General features: G+C 70.2%; 16 protein-coding genes. 9 read left to right on the top strand and 7 right to left on the bottom strand.

Annotated elements, in window-relative coordinates; genetic code table 11:
- The first annotated feature begins 280 nt into the window (after positions 1 to 280).
- Together AC31A1_RS14150 and hemC are read left to right on the top strand one after the other, a co-directional pair.
- Positions 281 to 1,300, top strand: a complete 1,020-nt coding sequence (locus tag AC31A1_RS14150) for a questin oxidase family protein (RefSeq protein WP_489653633.1) — start codon at positions 281 to 283, stop codon at positions 1,298 to 1,300.
- Positions 1,301 to 1,361: 61 nt separating this feature from the next.
- Positions 1,362 to 2,297 (top strand): hydroxymethylbilane synthase, encoded by a 936-nt coding sequence (hemC, locus tag AC31A1_RS14155; protein WP_489653634.1) that lies wholly within the window; start codon positions 1,362 to 1,364, stop codon positions 2,295 to 2,297.
- 46 nt (positions 2,298 to 2,343) lie between these two features.
- Here the strand turns inward: hemC and AC31A1_RS14160 are convergent, their stop codons facing one another.
- From AC31A1_RS14160 to AC31A1_RS14175, 4 genes are all read right to left on the bottom strand, one after another.
- On the bottom strand, positions 2,344 to 2,859 hold the full coding sequence (locus AC31A1_RS14160; RefSeq protein WP_489653635.1) for a hypothetical protein: 516 nt from the start codon (positions 2,857 to 2,859) through the stop codon (positions 2,344 to 2,346).
- Between the two features lie 189 nt (positions 2,860 to 3,048).
- Entirely contained in the window at positions 3,049 to 3,909 is an 861-nt protein-coding gene (locus AC31A1_RS14165; protein ID WP_489653636.1) for an ABC transporter permease, read from the bottom strand.
- The gene (locus tag AC31A1_RS14170) at positions 3,869 to 4,753 is read right to left on the bottom strand and encodes an ATP-binding cassette domain-containing protein (protein ID WP_489653637.1); all 885 of its coding nucleotides are present in this window, start codon (positions 4,751 to 4,753) and stop codon (positions 3,869 to 3,871) included. The genes AC31A1_RS14165 and AC31A1_RS14170 overlap by 41 nt, the downstream gene beginning before the upstream one ends.
- Positions 4,750 to 5,205, bottom strand: a complete 456-nt coding sequence (locus AC31A1_RS14175) for a MarR family winged helix-turn-helix transcriptional regulator (RefSeq protein ID WP_489653638.1) — start codon at positions 5,203 to 5,205, stop codon at positions 4,750 to 4,752. The genes AC31A1_RS14170 and AC31A1_RS14175 overlap by 4 nt, the downstream gene beginning before the upstream one ends.
- Before the next feature lie 142 nt (positions 5,206 to 5,347).
- On the opposite strand from AC31A1_RS14175, the gene AC31A1_RS14180 reads away from it, so the two are divergent.
- Positions 5,348 to 6,151 (top strand): VOC family protein, encoded by an 804-nt coding sequence (locus AC31A1_RS14180; RefSeq protein WP_489653639.1) that lies wholly within the window; start codon positions 5,348 to 5,350, stop codon positions 6,149 to 6,151.
- Here the strand turns inward: AC31A1_RS14180 and glgX are convergent.
- Both glgX and AC31A1_RS14190 read right to left on the bottom strand, forming a co-directional pair.
- Positions 6,129 to 8,294 (bottom strand): glycogen debranching protein GlgX, encoded by a 2,166-nt coding sequence (gene glgX, locus AC31A1_RS14185; RefSeq protein ID WP_489653640.1) that lies wholly within the window; start codon positions 8,292 to 8,294, stop codon positions 6,129 to 6,131. The two genes, AC31A1_RS14180 and glgX, sit on opposite strands and share 23 nt — an antisense overlap.
- Positions 8,291 to 8,794, bottom strand: coding sequence for a pep a2 (locus AC31A1_RS14190; RefSeq protein WP_489653641.1), 504 nt, complete (start codon positions 8,792 to 8,794; stop codon positions 8,291 to 8,293). The genes glgX and AC31A1_RS14190 overlap by 4 nt, the downstream gene beginning before the upstream one ends.
- A 300-nt stretch (positions 8,795 to 9,094) precedes the next feature.
- Between AC31A1_RS14190 and AC31A1_RS14195 the strand changes: the two genes are divergently transcribed.
- From AC31A1_RS14195 to AC31A1_RS14220, 6 genes are all read left to right on the top strand, one after another.
- The gene (locus AC31A1_RS14195) at positions 9,095 to 9,397 is read left to right on the top strand and encodes a DUF5133 domain-containing protein (protein WP_489653642.1); all 303 of its coding nucleotides are present in this window, start codon (positions 9,095 to 9,097) and stop codon (positions 9,395 to 9,397) included.
- A 73-nt stretch (positions 9,398 to 9,470) separates the two neighbouring features.
- Entirely contained in the window at positions 9,471 to 11,462 is a 1,992-nt protein-coding gene (locus AC31A1_RS14200) for an alpha-1,4-glucan--maltose-1-phosphate maltosyltransferase (protein ID WP_489653643.1), read from the top strand.
- A complete protein-coding gene (gene treS / locus AC31A1_RS14205) occupies positions 11,459 to 13,177 on the top strand; it encodes a maltose alpha-D-glucosyltransferase (RefSeq protein WP_489653644.1) in 1,719 nt (572 codons plus the stop codon). The genes AC31A1_RS14200 and treS overlap by 4 nt, the downstream gene beginning before the upstream one ends.
- 28 nt (positions 13,178 to 13,205) lie before the next feature.
- A complete protein-coding gene (locus tag AC31A1_RS14210; protein ID WP_489653645.1) occupies positions 13,206 to 14,573 on the top strand; it encodes a maltokinase N-terminal cap-like domain-containing protein in 1,368 nt (455 codons plus the stop codon).
- Positions 14,574 to 14,842: 269 nt separating this feature from the next.
- On the top strand, positions 14,843 to 17,014 hold the full coding sequence (glgB, locus tag AC31A1_RS14215; RefSeq protein ID WP_489653656.1) for a 1,4-alpha-glucan branching enzyme: 2,172 nt from the start codon (positions 14,843 to 14,845) through the stop codon (positions 17,012 to 17,014).
- Between the two features lie 12 nt (positions 17,015 to 17,026).
- Complete coding sequence (locus tag AC31A1_RS14220) at positions 17,027 to 18,700, top strand: ATP-binding cassette domain-containing protein (RefSeq protein WP_489653646.1); 1,674 nt, start codon at positions 17,027 to 17,029, stop codon at positions 18,698 to 18,700.
- Positions 18,701 to 18,739: 39 nt separating this feature from the next.
- On the opposite strand, the gene AC31A1_RS14225 is transcribed toward AC31A1_RS14220, so the two are convergent.
- Positions 18,740 to 20,131 (bottom strand): aminotransferase class V-fold PLP-dependent enzyme, encoded by a 1,392-nt coding sequence (locus AC31A1_RS14225; protein ID WP_489653647.1) that lies wholly within the window; start codon positions 20,129 to 20,131, stop codon positions 18,740 to 18,742.
- Between the last annotated feature and the right edge of the window lie 29 nt (positions 20,132 to 20,160).

Genomic DNA, 20,160 nt, shown 5'->3' on the forward strand with positions numbered 1-20,160 from the left:
GTGCTGGCCGACTGACCGCTCCGGTGGGGGGATATACGGCTTCGCCGCCGGGGGGAGGGTCGATGGGCCGTCGTTCCAGTGCCGCGCCGTTGGGGCTGGTCGCGCCCGCGCGGCGGAGCCGCATATCGACACAGCCCCGCGCCCCTTGGGGCGCGCCGCCTTGGCGTGCCCCAAGGCGGCGCCCGGTCCGCTTCGGTCCTCGGGACTAGGACCGGAGGTGGGCGGCGCTTCCGCCTCCGGTCCGTTCTGCGGACGCAGTTCCGCGCCTAGCGTGCTGGGCATGGACACGAGCGGAACGCTGGAAGAAGCATTCGGACGACTGCACTCCACCGGGCCCGAGCGCGCGGGCTGGCTCAGCAACCACGCCCCGATGGTCGCCGAGGCGCTCGCCGCGCACGGGCAGGCGGGAGCCGTCCACCGTTGGCTCGATCTCTACCGGGACAGGCTGGAGGACTTCCCCGATCCGGCGGCTCCCGTCACGGACGCCAACTGGCCTGTCGCGCTGGGCGATCCGCGCCGGGCCGCCGACTGGATCGGCTACTTCTCCCGGGCTCTCGCCGAGCGGCCCTGGCAGGACGTGCTCGCCGTGTGGTGGCCGCGGCTGCTGCCCGGGATCGCCGCGGGCGCCACCCACCCGGTCATCCGCGTCGGGCATGCCGTACGGGCCCTCGGGGTGGAGGAGAACGAGCCCCGGCGTACCGAACTCGCGCACGGGCTCGGCTATTGGGCGGCGCGGCACCAACCCGTCTCGGGCATCGCGGAGTTGCCCGCCGGTCCCACCGCCGCCGGTGCCCTCGACGCCGTGCCGCCGATCGCGGGAGGGGCGGCCGGGTTCCGGGCGCGGCTGGACACCGTACGTGAACTGCCCGTCTGGGCGGGCGGGGTGAGCGATCCGGATGTGGCGCGGGAGCGGCTCACCGAGTTGGTGCGCGCGGCCACGCATCGTTACGCCACCCACGGTCACGGCGAGCCGACCATGCTGGTGCACGCGGCGACGGCGCCCAACGCCGTGCTGCGCGCCCTGGACGCGCTCCCCCGTGAGCTGTGGGCGCCGAGTCTGCACGCGGCGTGGACAGCCTCGGCTGCCGTCACCGCGATGTACACCCCGGCAGAAGCGGTCGACTACGTTCCGCCCTCGCGGGTTACGGCCGAAGAGGTGATGGAGCGGGCCCTGGAGCATGGGGACGAGCACGTGATCAAGTTGACGGACACGGCCCTGGATGTCGGGGACGAGCGGGCTCTCGCCGCCGCGCTGCGGGCCGTGGAGATCAGTGAGCCCCTTGTGCGAGGCCGGGCCTGAACCTGTTGCCAGGTGTGCCCATCGGTCAACACGGGCATGCCGGACGGTCTATCGTGTCCGCATGTCCGTGCCCGAACTGATCCGTATCGTCTCCCGCGACTCGCCCATGGCGCTGGCCCAAGTGGAGCGTGTGCGCGCCGAGTTGGCCGTCCTTCATCCGCAGGTGCGCACCGAGGTCGTGCCGGTCAAGACGACCGGTGACAAGTGGATGGGCGATCTGGCCCTGGTCGAGGGCAAGGGGGCGTTCACCAAGGAGGTGGATGCCGCGCTGCTCGCCGGAGCGGCGGATCTCGCGGTGCACTGTGTGAAGGACGTGCCCGCCGACCGTCCGCTGCCGGCCGGTACGACGTTCGCCGCGTTCCTGAAGCGGGACGACATCCGCGACGCCCTGGTCCACCCGGGCGGGCTGACCCTCGACGAACTGCCGCCGGGGACGCGGATCGGCACCTCGTCGGTCCGGCGGGTCGCCCAACTCGCGGCCACGCACCCGGAGTTGCAGTGCGTGCCGTTCCGCGGCAACGTCAACCGGCGGCTGGAGAAGCTCGCCGCGGGTGAGGCCGACGCGCTGCTGGTCGCGATGTCCGGCCTGGACCGCATCGACCGGCGCGACGTGATCAGCGAGGTGCTGTCCCCGGAGGTGATGATGCCGCCGATCGGCGCGGGGATCCTCGCCCTGCAGTGCCGTGAGGGCGACACCGACGTCATCGACACGGTCAGCGGGCTCGGTCACCCGGAGACGCATCGGGAGGCGACCGCGGAGCGCATGTTCCTGCACGTCCTCCAGGGGCACTGCAACAGCCCGATCTCCGGGTACGCGCAGGTGGACCGGAGCGGTGAACTGTCGCTGCGCGCCTGCGTGTTCACCCCGGACGGCAAGACCCGGCTCAACGCCCACGAGTGGGCGGGCCGCCTCGACCCGGCGACGCTGGGCACGTCGGTGGCGGTGGCGCTGCTGCGGCAGGGTGCCCGGGAGATCATCGACGGCATCCCGCACTGACCTCGGGAGTCTCCGGGGGAGGCGGGCCACGCCTGGTCCCGGAGTCTCAGGGAGTGCCGGGTTCCGCCTGGTCCCGGAGGAACTTGCTCACCTGGTGCGCCAGGCCGTCCCGCCCCACGCCGGCGGCGACGGCCGCCTCGCACAGACCGATGCCGCCCGCCCACAGGCGCCGTTCGGTCCACTCCTCCTCCACCCGCAGCTGGACCTGTACGTCCACCTGCTTCAGCGAGGCCTCGGGACCGGCCGCGTAGACGACGGCTGTGGCGCGGCGCAGCGGATAGACGTCGAAGCCCTCGATGAACTGCGAGCTGCGCCAGTCGATGAAGGCGCTCTCACCGTCCGGGCCGACCCTGACGTCGATCTGGCCGTCCTCCAGGTGGATGCCGTAGAGCCGCGCGCCGCGGTTCTCGACGGTGACACGGAGCGTGAAATAGGTCAGCCCTTCGGCCGCGTCGTCGCGTCCGCGTGGCGGCTCGGCGGCGGCCAGGCTGTGGACGCGGACACGCAGACCGGCATGTTCGTCGTACTCCTGCCAGTCCCCGACCACGTTCGGCTCGTACACAGTGCACCCTCTCGACCTCAGAGAGCTGCTTCCTATCTGTGTGCTCAGCGCACTGTCAAATGAGCAGAATGCGCTGTGGCCAGCGTTTTCGTCCGCTTGATCACTGATCAAGCCGTGCGCAGGAAGAATCCGTTTTCCGGCCGTCGAATCCTGGTCGGGAGCGTGCCGCACATCACGTCCCGTCCAAGATCAGCGAGCGAGGCGTCCGAGCAGGGAGGAAGCGGCCGCGATGCCCAGCGCCGCGGCCACAAGCAACACGGCGAAGTCGGTGCCTACATGGGACGGGGTGCCGAGCAGGAGCCCGCGCAGCGCGTCCACTTCGTAGCTCAGCGGGTTCACCTTGCTCACCGCCTGCAGCCAGCCCGGCATGATCGCCACCGGGTAGAGGGCGTTGGAGCCGAAGAACAGCGGCATGGTGATCGCCTGGCCGAAACCCATCAGCCGGTCCCTGCTGAGCACGATGCCGGCGATGGTCATCGACAGACAGGAGAAGAAGGCCGAGCCGAGGATGACGATCGCCCCGACACCGATCAGCTTCAGCGGGTTCCAGGTCAGCGCGACTCCGAGGATCGCGGCGATGACGACCACGACGACGGCCTGGATCAGCGACTTCACACCGGCCGCGAAGGCCTTGCCGGTGATCAGTGCCGAGCGCGGGGTGGGGGTGACGAGGAGCTTGTTGAGGATGCCCGCGTCACGCTCCCAGATGATCTGGATGCCGTAGAAGATGGCGATGAACATCGCGGACTGGGCGATGATGCCCGGGGCGAGGTAGTCGATGTACGGGATGCCGCCGGTGGGGATCGCCTTGATGCGGGTGAAGGTCTGGCCGAAGATCAGCAGCCACAGGGCGGGTTGGACGGCGCGGGTGTACAACTCGGTGCGGTCGTGGCGGAGTTTCTGGAGTTCGACCGCGCACATCGCGATGACACGGGCGGGCAACAGCCGCCAGCCTGCCCGGGGTTGGGGCGGGGTGAGCAGAAGGTTCAGGTCGTTCTCACGGGCTGGGTCAGCCGACGCGGTTCGCGGTGCGGCGGGTGCTTCGGACATCGCGGAAACCTCCTGACTGGTCTTCGAGACCGCTGCCGGCTATGTCCCGGAAGACGTCCTCAAGGGTGGGCAGCGGATCGGTGGCGGGCGCTCCGTCGGCGCGCCGGCGTTCGCCGAGGCCCTCGCGGAGCTGCTCCGGGGTGCCCAGGGCGCGGATGCGGCCGCGGTGCATGAGGCCGACGCGGTCGCAGTACTGGTCGGCCTCGTCCATGTAGTGGGTGGTGACCAGGACGGTCATGCCGGTGGCCTCGCGCACGGCGTTGATGTGCTCCCACACGCTGGTGCGGGCGATCGGGTCGAGGCCGATCGTGGGCTCGTCGAGGATGAGCAGGCGGGGCGCGCTGACCAGGGCCTGCGCGAGTTCGAGGCGGCGGACCATGCCGCCGGAGTAGGTGTTGGCGAGCCGGTCGGCGGCGTCGGTGAGGTCGACCGCCCGCAGCGCCTGGGCGACGCGCGCGGCGCGTTCCTTGCGCGGGACGTCGAAGACGCGGGCGAAGAGAGCGACGTTCTCGCGGCCGGTGAGCCCGCTGTCGGCGGACAGCTGCTGCGGGACGTAGCCGAGCATGCGGCGCACGGACATCTGTTCCTTGGCCGTGTCGTGGCCGAAGACGTGCACCATGCCCGCCGGGACCGGGAGCAGGGTGGTGATACAGCGGATGGCCGTGGTTTTTCCGGCGCCGTTGGGGCCGAGCAGTCCGAAGACCTCGCCCTCCCCCACGGACAGGTCGAGCCCGTCCACCGCGGTCGTCTCGCCGAAGGAATAGGCGAGCCGGGTGCAGCTGACGGCTGCGGACCGCCCGGCGGCGGTGGCAGTGCTGGTATCGCTGTCGGTGTCCGTCGTCATGACTCCTCGGCCTCCTCGTGCAGATTGACGGCCAGCCGGCGCAGGGCCGGGATCGCCGCGCGCAGCGCGTCCCGGTCCGCCTGGTCGAGACGGTCCACCTGGCCGCGGACGAGAGCCGCGCGCCGCGCGTGCCAGTCGCCGAGGCGTGTCTTGGCCGTCCCGGTGAGCTGGAGGCGGGCGGCGCGCCGGTCGGCGGGGTCCGTCTCGCGGATCAGGAAGCCGTCCCGGGCGAGCTGGTTGACGAGCGTCGACACCGAGTTGCTCGCGAGGAACAGCTCCTTGGCCGCGTCCGAGATGCCGATACCGGGCCGGACCTCGACCAGCCGCAGCAGCTCCACCTCGGCGCCGCGCAGGCGCGGCAGGGTCATCTCGCTGCGCAGTCGCCTGCGGATCAGCCGCTGGACACCGACGAGCGCGTCGGCCAGCTCTTCCGGGAATTTCTCCGTCTCCACACTCGTAGATTACCTCTTTAGCAGAGGTAACTAACCCAAAGGGATGGTCAACACACGCGCTCGGGAGGCAGCGGGACCGCTTCCGGTTGGACACTGGTGGAGACCGGTGGCCGCCGGTCCACGAGATCGGAACGCGACTGCCATGAACCACGACAGGAAACCGACCCTCGGCGAGCCGGACGCCGTCTCCACCCGTTCGGTGTTCGGCGCCCCCTGCTGGGTGAGTCTCACGAGCCGCGATGTGGAGAACACGGAGGCCTTCTACGAGGCCGTGTTCGGCTGGAAGTGGCGCTCGGCCAGCCTCGGCGACCGCTTCCGGATCGCCACGGCGAACGACCTTCCGGTGGCCGGCCTGGCCGCGGTGGCCTCCATGTGGCAGGTCGCGGTGGCCTGGACGCCCTACTTCGCCGTACCCGACGCGGATGTGGCCGCGGCCCGGGCCCGGGAGCGCGGCGCGACGGTCGCCGTGGGCCCGCTCTCCTTCCCGCCCGGCCGCGCGGCCCTGCTCGGCGACCGGGACGGCGCGACCTTCGGGATCTGGGAGGGCGACCTCGTCGGCGGCTGGGAGACGTGGCGCCGCTCGGCCCCGGCCTTCGTCCGGCTGCACACCCGCGACGCCTTCGACGCGGCGATCTTCTACGGCGAGGTCCTCGACTGGGCCTCGGAGGACCCGGCGAGCTGCGAGGTCCAGTACGAGGGCGGCGAGGTCGTCCTGCGCAGCGGTGGAAAAGCCGTGGCCCGAATCCAGTCGGGCGCACTGGAGGCGGCCCCCGACCCGACGGTCAGGCCGCACTGGCAGGTCCACTTCGCGGTCTCGGACATCAGGTCCTGCGCGCGGGTCGCGGAGGCGCACGGCGGCAGCGTCCTGCGCGAGAACACCACCGAGGCCGTCCTGCGCGACCCCGACGGCGCCCGCTTCACGGTCACCTCCCGCGACGCCCCCTGACCCTGCCCCCCTCCCGGGCGGGCCGCGACAACAGCACGAGACTGCGCTCTTCCACGGCCATCTCGGTGCCGGCCTTGTGTTCCGTCTCGTCCGGGCTGCCCTGCGGCTCGGCGGTGTCGATCAGGGTCGTCCAGCGCTCGCCGTAGGTGACGTCGGGCAGACGAAAGCCGACGGGCTCCCAGTAGCTGTTCAGCAGGAGCAGGAAGGAGTCGTCGACGACGGGCCCGCCGTGCGGGTCGCGTTCGGCGATGGCGTCACCGTTGAGGAACACGCCCACGCAGTGCGCGTCGGAGCGCTGCCAGTCCAGGTCGGCCATCTCGCGCGCGTCGGGCAGCAGCCACACCAGGTCGGGCAGCGGCTGACCCGCGTGCACGGCGGTCTCACCGCGGAAGAACCGACGACGCCTCAGCACGGGATGCGCGGCCCGCAGCCCGATGACATACCTCGTGAAGTCGTCGAGTTCACGCTGCTCGGCGCTCAACTCCCAGTCGATCCAGGAGACTTCGTTGTCCTGGCAGTAGGCGTTGTTGTTGCCGCGCTGAGTGCGGCCCAGCTCGTCGCCGTGGCTCAGCATCGGGATGCCCTGCGAAAGGAGCAGCGTGGCAAGGAAGTTGCGCTGCTGACGGGCACGCAGCTCCAGCACGGCGGGATCGCCCGTCTCGCCCTCGGCCCCGCAGTTCCAGGACCGGTTGGTGCTCTCACCGTCCCGGTTCCCTTCCCCGTTGGCCTCGTTGTGCTTGTCGTTGTACGAGACCAGGTCACGCAGGGTGAACCCGTCGTGCGCGGTGACGAAGTTGACGCTGGCGCGCGGACGCCGACGGCTGTGCTGGTACAGGTCGGAGGACCCGGTGAGGCGGGACGCGAACTCGCCGAGCGTGTGCTCGCCGCCCCGCCAGAAGTCCCGTACGGCGTCCCGGTACTTGCCGTTCCACTCCGACCACAGCGGCGGGAAGTTGCCCACCTGGTAGCCGCCCTCGCCGACGTCCCACGGCTCGGCGATGAGCTTGACGCGGCTGATCACCGGGTCCTGCTGGATCAGGTCGAAGAACGCCGACAGCCGGTCCACCTCGTGGAACTGCCGGGCCAGCGTGGCCGCGAGGTCGAAGCGGAAGCCGTCGACATGCATCTCGGTGACCCAGTAGCGCAGTGAGTCCATGATCAGCTGAAGGACGTAGGGGTGCCGCATCAGCAGGCTGTTCCCAGTGCCCGTCGTGTCGTAGTAGTGGCCCCAATCGCCGTCCACCAGACGGTAGTAGGAGGCGTTGTCGATGCCCCGGAAGGAGAGGGTGGGGCCCTTCTCGTTGCCTTCGGCGGTGTGGTTGTAGACGACGTCGAGGATGACTTCGAGGCCGGCGGCGTGCAGCGACTTCACCATCGACTTGAACTCGGTTACCTGGCGCCCGCGTTCGCGGTGCGCGGCGTAGGCGTTGTGGGGCGCGAAGAAGCCGATGGTGTTGTAGCCCCAGTAGTTGGACAGGCCGCGGTCCTGGAGCACCCCGTCCTGCACGAACTGGTGCACCGGCATCAACTCGACGGCGGTCACCCCGAGTTGGACGAGATGCTCGACGACCGCCGGGTGCGCGAGTCCCGCGTACGTCCCCCGGAGTTCCTCGGGAACCTCCGGGTGGGTGCGGGTCAGCCCCTTCACATGGGCCTCGTAGATCACGGTGTCGGCGTACGAGCGCCGGGGCGGCCGGTCGTCGCCCCAGTCGAAGGCCGGGTCGGTGACCACGCCGAGCATGCCGTGCCCGGCGCTGTCGCCGGAAGCGGGTCCGGCCGAACGCTCGTACAGCGAGGGGTCGTTGTCGATCTGGCCGTCCACCGCCCGGGCGTACGGATCGAGGAGCAGCTTCGCCGGATTGCAACGGTGTCCGAGGGCCGGAGCCCACGGACCGCGCACCCGATAGCCGTAGCGCTGTCCCGGCCCGATCCCCGGCAGATAGCAGTGCCACACGAAGCCGTCGGCCTCGGTGAGGCGAATGTCGTGGTGTCGGCCGTCGTCGCCGACGAGGACGAGGTCGACGCGCTCGGCGACCTCGCTGAACAGGGCGAAGTTGGTGCCCGTCCCGTCGTACGCGGCCCCCAGGGGAAAGGGGTGCCCGTTCCAGACGGGCACCCCTTTCCGGGACGGGCGCGCGGTCACTTGGCGTCCTGGAGGACGCCGTGCGTCGGGCGGGCCAGCAGGGCGGCCGGCACCTCGCGGGGAAGGTCGAGCATCTCCCGCAGGCGCGGCGCCGGCGTCCTGGGCACCCTGGGGACGCGTTCGCCGCTGCGGGCGCGCTGCGAGAACCAGATCACCTTGCTTCCGGTGTCGGTGGCGCAGCAGCCCCAGCCGTCGCTCATCGCGGCGATCCGGACGAGGCAGGCGCGCAGGTCCTGGTCGGGGCGCAGATCGCGGTCGTTGTCGCCGATGGCGGTGATCAGGTGCTGGCCGTTCCACCACAGCTCTATGGACGTCTGCTTGTCCGTGGCGTGCTCGTCGATGGCCCGCAGCAGCAGCTCGGCGCCGCGACAGACGGGCTCCACGAGGATCTCCAGGTCCCACAGCCGGAGGTGGGCGGCCAGAATGCGCCTGACCTGCCCGACCCGTTCCTGACTGACGTCCACATCGAGGTGGTAGTAGCACGGCACTGCGGTCTTCATCTTCGTTGGCTCCTCACCGGCGGAACTCACGCTCCGCCTCTGCCCCCTGCGGGACCCGACCCCGAACACGAAGCGTGAGCACTGATCGCTTCTGAGTCAGCTCCAGAGTGCGAGCGCTAGGCCATTCGTGCAACACGAGCGACGGGTGAGGTAGTTGAAGAACCAACAAGACGCTGGGTCATCACCTGTGCACCATGAGTGAAAGCCTCGACTGCCGTGACGGAGCCAGGACGCTCCGGGTACGGCCGCCACCCGACGGTCGGGAACCGCGGTCCGCCGAGGCGAAAGGTGAACGGCGCCATGCTGCTACCCGCCAAAGCCGAAGTCGCCCGCCAACTGCGGCGCTATCGGGCGTGGGAACGCGTGATGCTCGCATCGCCGGGCGACCGGACGGTACGGGCCACCTTCGAGGACTCGGGCTACACCTTGTGCGTGCTGATGGGCGAACGCTGCGCGCGCGAGGCCGCGGAAGCCGCCGAGCGCTTTCTGCGCGGCAGCCAGGGCACGTACCAGCAGGAACAGAACGCCCGCCCCCGTACGACTACGGTCGTGCACGGCGGGCCGCATGTCGCCGTCGACCGGCGTTCCCCGGCGGGCAGGTAGTCCCCCTTCCGGCGCAGCTCGTACCCACGGCCGGGCGAACAGCCCGGCCTCCCGCACGACGGAGGTGAGACCCATGAACGCGACCCCGGCGGCCATCGGCCGCATTCCGGTACGTGACGTACGCCCGTCCGTGGACAGCGGCGCGCGCCCGGCGAAGGCGGTGGTCGGCGAGACGTTCCAGGTCACCGCCACCGTCTTCCGCGAGGGCCACGACACGATCGGCGCCAACGTCGTGCTCCACGACCCGGACGGCCGCCCGGGTCCGTGGACCCCGATGTGGGAACTCGCCCCCGGCAGCGACCGCTGGGGCGCGGAGGTCACTCCGGACGCGACGGGCCGTTGGTCCTACGTCGTGGAGGCCTGGAGCGACCCCGTCGCGACCTGGCGCCGGGCCGCCCGCATCAAGATCCCGGCCGGCATCGACATCGGCCTGATGCTGGAGGAGGGCGCGGAGCTGTACGCCCGAGCCGCCACCGGCGTGCCCGAGGGCCCGGCCCGCGCCACGATGCTGGCCGCCGCGGAGACGCTGCGCGACGACACGCTGCCCGTGGGGACGCGGTTCGTGGCCGCGTTGACTCCGGGGGTGGACAGGGTGCTGGAGCGGTATCCGCTGCGGGAGTTGGTGACGGTTTCCGAGCCCCGGTCTCTGGTGGTCGAGCGGGAACGCGCGTTGTACGGCGCCTGGTACGAGTTCTTCCCGCGTTCCGAGGGCACTCCGGCCCAGCCCCACGGCACGTTCCGTACGGCCGCGAAACGCCTCGACGGCATCGCCGCGATGGGCTTCGACGTCGTCTACCTACCGCCGATCCACCCCATCGGGACCACCTTCCGCAAGGGCCCGAACAACACCCTGTCCGCAGGGCGTGAGGACGTCGGCGTCCCCTGGGCGATCGGCTCACCGGAGGGCGGGCACGACGCGATCCACCCGCAGCTGGGCACCCTGGAGGACTTCGACGCGTTCGTCGCCCGGGCCGCCGAGCTGGGCATGGAGATCGCCCTGGACTTCGCGCTGCAGTGCTCCCCGGACCACCCCTGGGTGGAGAAGCACCCGGAGTGGTTCCACCACCGCCCCGACGGCACGATCGCGTACGCGGAGAACCCGCCGAAGAAGTACCAGGACATCTACCCCATCGCCTTCGACCGGGACATGGACGGCCTGATCGCCGAAACGACGCGGGTGCTGCGGCACTGGATGGACCACGGGGTGCGGATCTTCCGCGTCGACAACCCGCACACCAAACCGGTCGTCTTCTGGGAGCGGGTGATCGCCGACATCAACGGCACCGACCCGGACATCATCTTCCTGGCCGAGGCATTCACCCGGCCGGCGATGATGCACACCCTCGCGCAGATCGGTTTCCAGCAGTCGTACACCTACTTCACCTGGCGCAACACCAAGCAGGAACTCACCGAGTACCTGAGTGAGCTGTCGGGGGAAGCGGCGGCCTACATGCGGCCGAACCTGTTCGTGAACACCCCGGACATCCTGCACGAGTTCCTCCAGGACGGCGGCCGACCCGCCTTCGAACTGCGCGCGGTACTGGCCGCCACGCTGTCCCCGACATGGGGTGTCTACAGTGGCTACGAACTCTGCGAGAACGCCCCTCTCCGGCCGGGCAGCGAGGAGTACCTCGACTCGGAGAAGTACCAACTCCGGCCGCGGGACTGGGAGTCCGCCGAGCGGGAAGGACGTAGCATCGCGCCATTGCTGGGCAGGCTCAACGACATCAGGCGCCGTCACCCCTCGCTGCACCAGCTCAGGAACCTCCGCTTCCACCGGACGGACAACGACGCGCTGATCGCGTACAGCAAGACGACCGGTTCGGACACGGTTCTGGTGGTCGTCAACCTGGATCCGCGCCACACCCAGGAGGCCACGGTCTCGTTGGACATGCCGCAACTCGGCCTGGAATCAAACGAATCCATGTCGGTGTACGACGAACTGACGGGTGAGTCCTATCAGTGGGGCAGGACCAACTATGTGCGTCTGGAACCCGGCCGGGCTCCCGCGCACGTGCTCCACGTCCGGCGGTCCACTCAGAGCGGAGGGTCAAGAGCTACATGACAGTCAACGAACCGGTCCACGACACCTTCGAGGACACTCCCGCCAAGGACCGGGACCCCGAGTGGTTCAAACGCGCCGTCTTCTACGAGGTCCTGGTCCGCTCCTTCCAGGACAGCAACGGCGACGGCGTCGGTGACCTCAAAGGCATCACCGCCAAACTCGACTACCTCCAGTGGCTCGGCGTCGACTGCCTCTGGCTGCCCCCCTTCTTCAAATCCCCGCTCCGCGACGGCGGTTACGACGTCTCCGACTACACCGCCGTACTCCCCGAGTTCGGCGATCTGGCGGACTTCGTCGAGTTCGTGGACTCCGCCCACCAGCGGGGCATGCGGGTCATCATCGACTTCGTCATGAACCACACCAGCGACCAGCACCCGTGGTTCCAGGAGTCCCGCAAGGACCCCGACGGGCCGTACGGCGACTACTACATGTGGGCCGACGACGACAAGCAGTATCCCGACGCCCGCATCATCTTCGTCGACACCGAGGCGTCGAACTGGACCTTCGACCCGGTCCGCAAGCAGTACTTCTGGCACCGCTTCTTCTCCCACCAGCCGGACCTCAACTACGAGAACCCGGCCGTGCAGGAAGAGATCCTGGCCGCCCTCCGCTTCTGGCTCGACCTCGGCATCGACGGCTTCCGCCTCGATGCCGTCCCCTATCTCTACGCGGCCGAGGGCACCAACTGCGAGAACCTGCCCGCCGGTCACGACTTCCTGAAGCGCGTCCGCCGCGAGATCGACGCGATGTACCCGGACACCGTGCTGCTGGCGGAGGCGAACCAGTGGCCCGAGGACGTCGTCGACTACTTCGGCGATTACCAGAGCGGCGGAGACGAGTGCCACATGGCGTTCCACTTCCCGGTCATGCCCCGGATCTTCATGGCTGTACGCCGCGAGTCCCGCTACCCCGTGTCCGAAATCCTTGCCAAGACCCCGGCGATTCCCTCGGGTTGTCAGTGGGGCATCTTCCTGCGCAACCACGACGAGCTGACCCTGGAGATGGTCACCGACGAGGAACGCGACTACATGTGGGCGGAGTACGCGAAGGACCCGCGTATGCGCGCCAACATCGGCATCAGGCGCAGGCTGGCACCTCTGCTGGACAACGACCGCAACCAGATCGAGCTGTTCACGGCCCTGCTCCTGTCGCTGCCCGGCTCGCCGATCCTCTACTACGGCGACGAGATCGGCATGGGCGACAACATCTGGCTCGGCGACCGCGACGCCGTCCGCACCCCCATGCAGTGGACCCCCGACCGGAACGCGGGCTTCTCCTCCTGCGACCCCGGCCGTCTCTTCCTGCCGGCCATCATGGACCCCGTCTACGGCTATCAAGTCACCAACGTCGAGGCGTCGATGTCGTCGCCCTCCTCGCTGCTGCACTGGACGCGCCGCATGATCGAGATCCGCAAGCAGAACCCGGCTTTCGGGCTCGGCTCCTACACGGAGCTCCAGTCGTCGAACCCGGCGGTGATCGCGTTCCTGCGCGAGTACGAGGACGACCTCGTGCTGTGTGTGCACAACTTCTCGCGGTTCGCGCAGCCCACCATGCTCGATCTGCGGGAGTTCGACGGCCGGCATCCCGTGGAGCTGATCGGCGGGGTGCGGTTCCCGGCCATCGGTGAACTGCCGTATCTGCTGACGCTCGCGGGGCACGGGTTCTACTGGTTCAGGCTCCCGCGAGCCGCTTCCCGCATCGGCCGACGACTTTGAGGATGTGCCGGCGAAAGGACGCGTCACCATGCCGAAGACCGCACCGCTTCGACTGAGCAGCCCCGGCGTCGACCGGCCTCCGGCCACGCTCGCCGGGCTGCTGCGCGAATGGCTGCCCGGGCAGCGCTGGTTCGCCGGCAAGGACCGGCCGGTGGCCGACCTCGACGTGCTGTCCACGACCGAACTCTTCCCGGGCTGCCTTCACTTGCTGGTCCACGCCTCTCATACGCCCGTGCCCTCGCCGGGTGGCACTCCCCCTCCCGGCGACTGCTACCAACTCCTGCTCGGTGTACGGGAACACGTCTCCCCGCGCCTCGCCCGGGCGTACATCGGGCGTGTGCAGGAAGGCCCGTTGGCGGGTCTCGCGGTCTACGACGCGCTGCAGGATCCGCGGTCTGCGGAGCTGTTGCTGGAGCGGTTGCGGCATCCGGGGACGACAGGTCCCCTGCACTTCGAGGCGGACCCGTCGGTGTCCGTGCCCGCCGGGCTCACGCCTCGGCTGCTGGGTGCCGAGCAGTCCAACTCCTCGCTGGTGTACGGCGATCGGTTCATCCTGAAGGTCTTCCGGCGTATCCAGCCCGGCGTCAATCCGGACCTGGAGCTGCCGGAGGCGCTGGCCGCGCAGGGCTGCAAGCGGGTCCCGGCGCCGGTGGCGTGGTTCCGGACGGCGGAGCCACGGGCCGCGACGCTCGGTGTGCTCCAGCCGTTCCTGCCGGACGCCTCCGACGGCTGGGCGCTCGCGCTGCGCGCACTCGCCGCCGGTGACGAATTCACCACGGAGGCCTACGAGCTGGGGCAGGCGACCGCAGACGTCCATCTCGCGCTGGCCGCGGCCTTTCCGTCCGGCGGCCATCCCCTCGCCGAGAACGACCGTACGGCGGCGTCGATGACCGAGCGCCTGGACGCGGCCGCGCACTCCGTGCCCGCGCTGCGGCCGTTCGTGCCGGGGCTGCGGACCGCGTTCGGTGCGCTCGTCGGCCGTGATGCCGGGCCGCCCGCCCAGCGCATCCACGGCGATCTGCATCTCGGGCAGGTGCTCCGGGCCGGCCGAGACTGGTTCGTCATCGACTTCGAGGGCGAGCCGTCCAAGCCGCTCGCCGAGCGGCGCAGCGCGCAGTCCCCGGTGCGTGACATCGCCGGCATGCTGCGCTCCTTCGACTATGCGGCCCGGCAACGCCGGCCCTGGCGCCCTGAGTGGGCGCGCCGCTGCCGCGAGGCCTACTGCGCGGGCTACGCGGCCCGGGCCGGCTGGGACCCCCGCGCCAAGCACGCCCTGCTGCGCGCGTACGAGACGGACCGCGCCGTGTATGAAGTGCTGTACGAGGCCAGACACCGTCCGGACTGGCTTCCCGTACCCATGGCGGCGATCGAGCGTCTCGCCGTCCGAGGAGGCTGAACTCCGTGGCCCTGCACGACACTTCACCTCAGGAGGCGGGCGGTCCGCCCACGACCGGCGGCCCGGAGACGGGCGAACCGACCGGGCCCGCCGCACCGGACACCTGCGGCCCGGCCTTGCCCGGCCCACCGGAGACCACCGGCCGGACCGTAACCGAAGCACCGGAGACGAACAGCTCACCCACAACCGCCCGCCGAGCGCACGAGGGGCCGTCCGGCACCGTCTCCCGGCCCGCAGTCGCCTCGCCCTCGCCGCTTCCTCCGGTTCCCCTGGGCGCGGGCGGTCCCCTGGCATCCGCTCCCCTGGACCCGGCCGACCGCGACCGCCTCCTCTCCGGCGCCCATCACGACCCGCACGCGCTGCTCGGCGCGCATCCGGTGCCGGGCGGGATCGTCTTCCGGGCGCTGCGTCCGTACGCCCGTGCCGTGAGCGTCGTGATCGACGGAGCGCGCAGCCCGCTCACCTCGGAGGGCGGCGGCCTCTTCTCCGCCGTGCTCCCGCTCGACGAACTCCCGGCGTACACACTGCTGGTGTCGTACGTGGAGGGCGACGAACACGAGGTTCACGACCCGTACGGCTTCCTGCCCGCCCTCGGTGAACTCGACCTGCACCTCATCAAGGAGGGGCGGCACGAGGAGCTGTGGAAGGCACTCGGCGCGGAGCCGATGACGCACGGCGGGGTGACCGGCACCCGCTTCACCGTGTGGGCGCCGAACGCCCAAGGGGTGCGTGTCGCCGGGGAGTTCAGCTCCTGGGACGGTACGGCCTTCCCGATGCGGTCGCTCGGTTCGTCGGGTGTGTGGGAGCTGTTCCTGCCGGGTGTGGGCGAGGACGCCCGCTACAAGTTCGAGATCACCTCCCGGTACGGCGAGCGCTTCCTCAAGGCCGACCCGTTGGCCCGCCGTACGGAGGTACCGCCCGCCACGGCGTCCATCGTGACGTCCTCGCACTACGAGTGGGGCGACGAGGACTGGCTCGCCCGCCGGACGGAAACGCCGGTCCACGAGGCGCCCTTCTCCGTCTACGAAGTGCACCTCGCCTCCTGGCGCCAGGGCTTGACGTACCGTCAGCTCGCCGTCGAACTCCCCGCCTATGTGAACGAACTGGGCTTCACCCACGTCGAGTTCATGCCGGTGGCCGAGCACCCCTTCGGCGGTTCCTGGGGCTACCAGGTCACCGGCTTCTACGCGCCGACCTCCCGCATGGGCACCCCGGACGACTTCAAGTTCCTGGTCGACGCGTTCCACCAGGCCGGTATCGGCGTGATCATGGACTGGGTCCCGGCGCATTTCCCCAAGGACGACTGGGCGTTGGCCCGGTTCGACGGGGAGCCGCTGTACGAACCCGGGGACGCGCGGCGGGCCGAGCATCCGGACTGGGGGACGTACGAGTTCGACCTCGGACGGACCGAGGTGCGCAACTTCCTTGTGGCGAACGCCGTCTACTGGTGCCAGGAGTTCCACATCGACGGCCTGCGCGTGGACGCAGTCGCCTCGATGCTCTACCTCGACTACTCGCGCGACTCGGGCCAGTGGACCCCGAACGTCCATGGCGGGCGCGAGGACCTGGACGCGATGGCCTTCCTCCAGGAGATGAACGCGACCGTGTACCGCAGGGTGCCCGGTGTCGTGACGATCGCCGAGGAGTCGACCGCCTGGGACGGGGTGACGCGGCCGACCGACACCGGCGGTCTGGGCTTCGGGTTCAAGTGGAACATGGGCTGGATGCACGACTCGCTCGACTACATGTCGCACGAGCCCGTCCACCGCAAGTTCCACCACAACGAGATGACGTTCTCGATGGTGTACGCGTACAGCGAGAACTACGTCCTGCCGATCTCCCACGACGAAGTCGTCCACGGGAAGCAGTCGTTGGTGTCGAAGATGCCGGGCGACTGGTGGCAGCGACGCGCCAACCATCGTGCGTATCTGGGATTCATGTGGGCCCACCCCGGCAAGCAACTCCTGTTCATGGGCCAGGAGTTCGCCCAGGGCGCGGAGTGGTCCGAGTCCCACGGGCCCGACTGGTGGCTCCTCGACCCGGCCTACGATGCCGCGCCCGATCACCGGGGCATCCAGGACCTCGTCCGCGACCTCAACACGGTCTACCGCGCGACCCCCGCCCTCTGGCAGCGCGACACCGACCCCGGCGGCTTCCGATGGGTGATGGGCGACGCGGCCGAGGACAACGTCTTCGCGTTCCTGAGGTTCGACGCGGAGGGCTCGCCTCTCCTCGCCGTCAGCAACTTCTCCCCCGTCGTGCGCCATGACTACCGTCTGGGTGTCTCCGACGAGATCCCGGCCTGGCGGGAGACCCTCAACACGGACTCCGCGCGCTACGGCGGAAGCGATGTCAGGAACCCCGAACCGATCAAACCGGAGGACGGCCATATCCGGCTCACGCTCCCGCCCCTGGCGACGGTGTGGCTGACTCCGGGGTGACATCCTGCTCCCATGCCGACGCCGATCCACTCCGACACCACCCGAGTAACCGGCCTGCACCTGGAGTTGCGGGACGTCACGCAGCAAGTGCGGGGCGCCGGACGGGTGTTGGACGACGTGACGTTCGAGGTAGCGGCCGGACGTCTCCTGGTCATCGCGGGCAGCAGCGGTGCGGGCAAGACCGTACTGCTGCAGACCCTCGCGGGGCTCCAGGCCCCGGCCTCGGGGGATGTACTGCACGACGGTGCCGAACCGGGGCCGCCCGGGCCGGAGTTCGGATACGTTCCGCAGGAGGACGTGATCCACCGTGAGCTGCCGTTGCGGCGCACGCTGGAGTACGCGGGACGGCTGCGGATGCCGGGCGAGACGGTGCCGGCGCGGGTGACGGAGGTGCTCGACGTCCTCGGTCTCGCCCAGCGCGCCGACACACCGGTGCGGGCGCTGAGCGGCGGGGAGCGCAAACGGGCGTGTATCGCCGCCGAGTTGCTGACCCGGCCCCGGGTGCTGTTCCTCGACGAGCCCACGTCCGGGCTCGATCCGGTCACGGGCGCCGCGCTGTTGGCGACCTTGCGCGGTCTGGCCGAGACCGGGACCACCGTCGTCCTCACCACCCACGTGCTGGCCGATCTGCCGCGCTGTGATCAGGTCGTGTTCCTGTCGCCGTGCGGGGCGGTCGCGTTCGCGGGGGCTCCGGACGCGCTGCTCGGGGCGTTCGGTGCGGAGACGGCGGAGGACGTGTACGCGGCGGTGGCGGACGGGAAGCGCGCCGAGCGGCCTGTCCCGGCCCAGCGTACGGAGGGGGTCCCGGCGCCTGCCGCGCACCGTCCGCCGCGCGTCGGCGCCATACGGCAGTGGGCGCTGCTGACCCGTCGTACGACGGCCTTGTTGGTGCACAACCGGCTGTCGGTCGCGGTGTTCGTGGGGTCGCCGGTGATGATCGTGGCGATGTTCGCGGTGCTGTTCCGGGCGGGTGCGTTCGATCCGGCGGCGCCCGATCCGGGGTCCACGGCGATGATCATGTTCTGGATCGCGTTCGGGGCGTTCTTCTTCGGGCTGACGTACGGACTGCTGCAGATCTGCACGGAGTTGCCGGTGCTGCGCCGTGAGTGGCTGGCCGGGGTGCGCATCGGACCGTACGTCGCCTCGAAGTTGACCACCGTACTGCCGGTACTGGCGGGGGCGGACGCGCTGTTGCTGGCGGTGCTGCGGGCGCTGGACCGGTTGCCGGCGGCGGGCTGGGACACGTACGCCTCGCTGTTCCTCACCAGTGTGCTGGCCTCGGCCGCCGCGCTCGCCCTCGGGCTGCTCACCTCGGCGGCGGTCACGGACCCGGGGCAGGCGACCCTGATGCTGCCGCTGCTCTGCTTCCCGCAGGTGTTGTTCTCGGGAGCCTTCGTGCCGGTGCCGCGCATGGCGTCGGCCGGGCAGGCGATCAGCTGGGCGATGACCAACCGCTGGGCGTTCGAGGCACTGGGCGGCGCGATCGGCCTGGAGAGTTTGTGGCGCGACGGCAACTCCCCTGCGGGACCACCGCTGTTGCGCTCGTACGGCGACTCGTTCGCACATCCGGCCGGGCGCGGCTGGCTGATCCTCGCGGGGTTCGCCGTGCTGTTCCTGGCGGCGACCTGGGCGGTGCTGGTGCGCAAGTGCCGTCAGGGGGTGGCTGCGGCGCGCTCCGGGCGATGACAAGCCCCCTCTGCGATCGTGAGGCCCCCGAGTGATCGCTCAACAGCCCGCCCGGTCCGCGAGACCCGCCAACGACGGCACCCGGTCCCGGTACGTGTTCGCGACGAACTCCAGAAACGTTTCCACGTCCCTGGGCTGCGAGGAGACGCCCACCGAGACCCGTACCGCACCGGCGGACGGCAGCCCCAGCACGTCCAGGTAGTCCTCCAGGGAGCCCATTGGTTTGCGGGCCGCCGAGCGCAGGCTGTGCAGCGGCAGGGCGAACGCGGCTTCCCCGGCGCCCGGGTTGCAGAAGCAGCCGTAGCGGAGGGAGATGCGGTGGTCGGCGCTGTCCTGGGAGACGACGCGTTCGTCGATCACCCGGCCGTCCGCGTCGAGGAGGTTGAGGGCGACGGTGCCGCCGCGGGCGGGCCCGGTGTCGGTGGGGCCGTAGACGCGTGTCATCGGGGAGCCGTCGCTGTGGCGTAACTCGGCCACGCCTGCGAGGAGTTGGCCGGTCAGGCGGGTCACGTGGTCGTGGACGCGGTCCATGCCGATGGTGTCGATCCAGTCCAGGCCGGCCGTGATGTCGGGTATGGAGAGGAAGTTGACGGTGCCGTCCTCGAAGGCCGCCTCACCGTCGGCGAGGACGTGCCACTGTGCCTGGGCGCTCGCCGCGTAGATGGTGCCGCCGGAGAACCAGGGGCGGCGGAGTCGGGCGAGGGCCTCGCGGCGGACGACGAGGCTGCCTATGCCGGTGGGGTAGCCGAACACCTTGTACCAGCTGACCACGGTGAAGTCCGGGTGGTGGCGGGACAGGTCCAGGGGGTTGGTCGGCACGAACGCGGCGGCGTCCAACAGGACGTCGTAGCCGTGTTCCCGGGCCGCGGCGATCCAGTCCAGGGAGTGCCGTACGCCGGTGAAGTTGCTCTGTGCCGGATAGGCGAGGAGTCCGCGTCCGCGGCGGCGTCTGCGGGCCGTCAGCGCGGTGTTCAGTCGCTCCTCGTCGATCGCCAGCTCCTGGCCGTGGACCGGGACATACTCCGTTTTCGCACCGCCGGCTCGCGCGTACTCCCGTAGTCCGTTCACGGAGTTGTGGTTGTCGAGGAGCATCACGAGCCGGCCGCCGGGCGCGAACGGGTACGACTCGCCGATCAGGCGCAGCGCGGCCGTCGCGTTCGCGGTGAACACGACTGCGTATTCGGCGGGGTCCGCGTGGAAGTGCCGGAGCACCGCGGCCCGGGCCCGGGCGAGCAGGTCGCCCGAGGCGCGGGAGGCGGGGCTGTCCGAGTGGGGGTTGCCGAAGACGCTTCCGGTGATGCGCTCGGCGCTGGCCCGGACCAGGGAGGCCGGGGCGAGTCCGGCGCCCGTGTAGTCGAGATAGGTGTGTCCTTCGGCGTCCAGGTAACCGAAGTCGTGTGCCCTCAACTCGCCGAGATCCACCGCGTTCATGCCCTCGTACCCCCCGCTTTGTCAGGTCG

The organism is Streptomyces sp. P5F9, assembly GCF_057961495.1.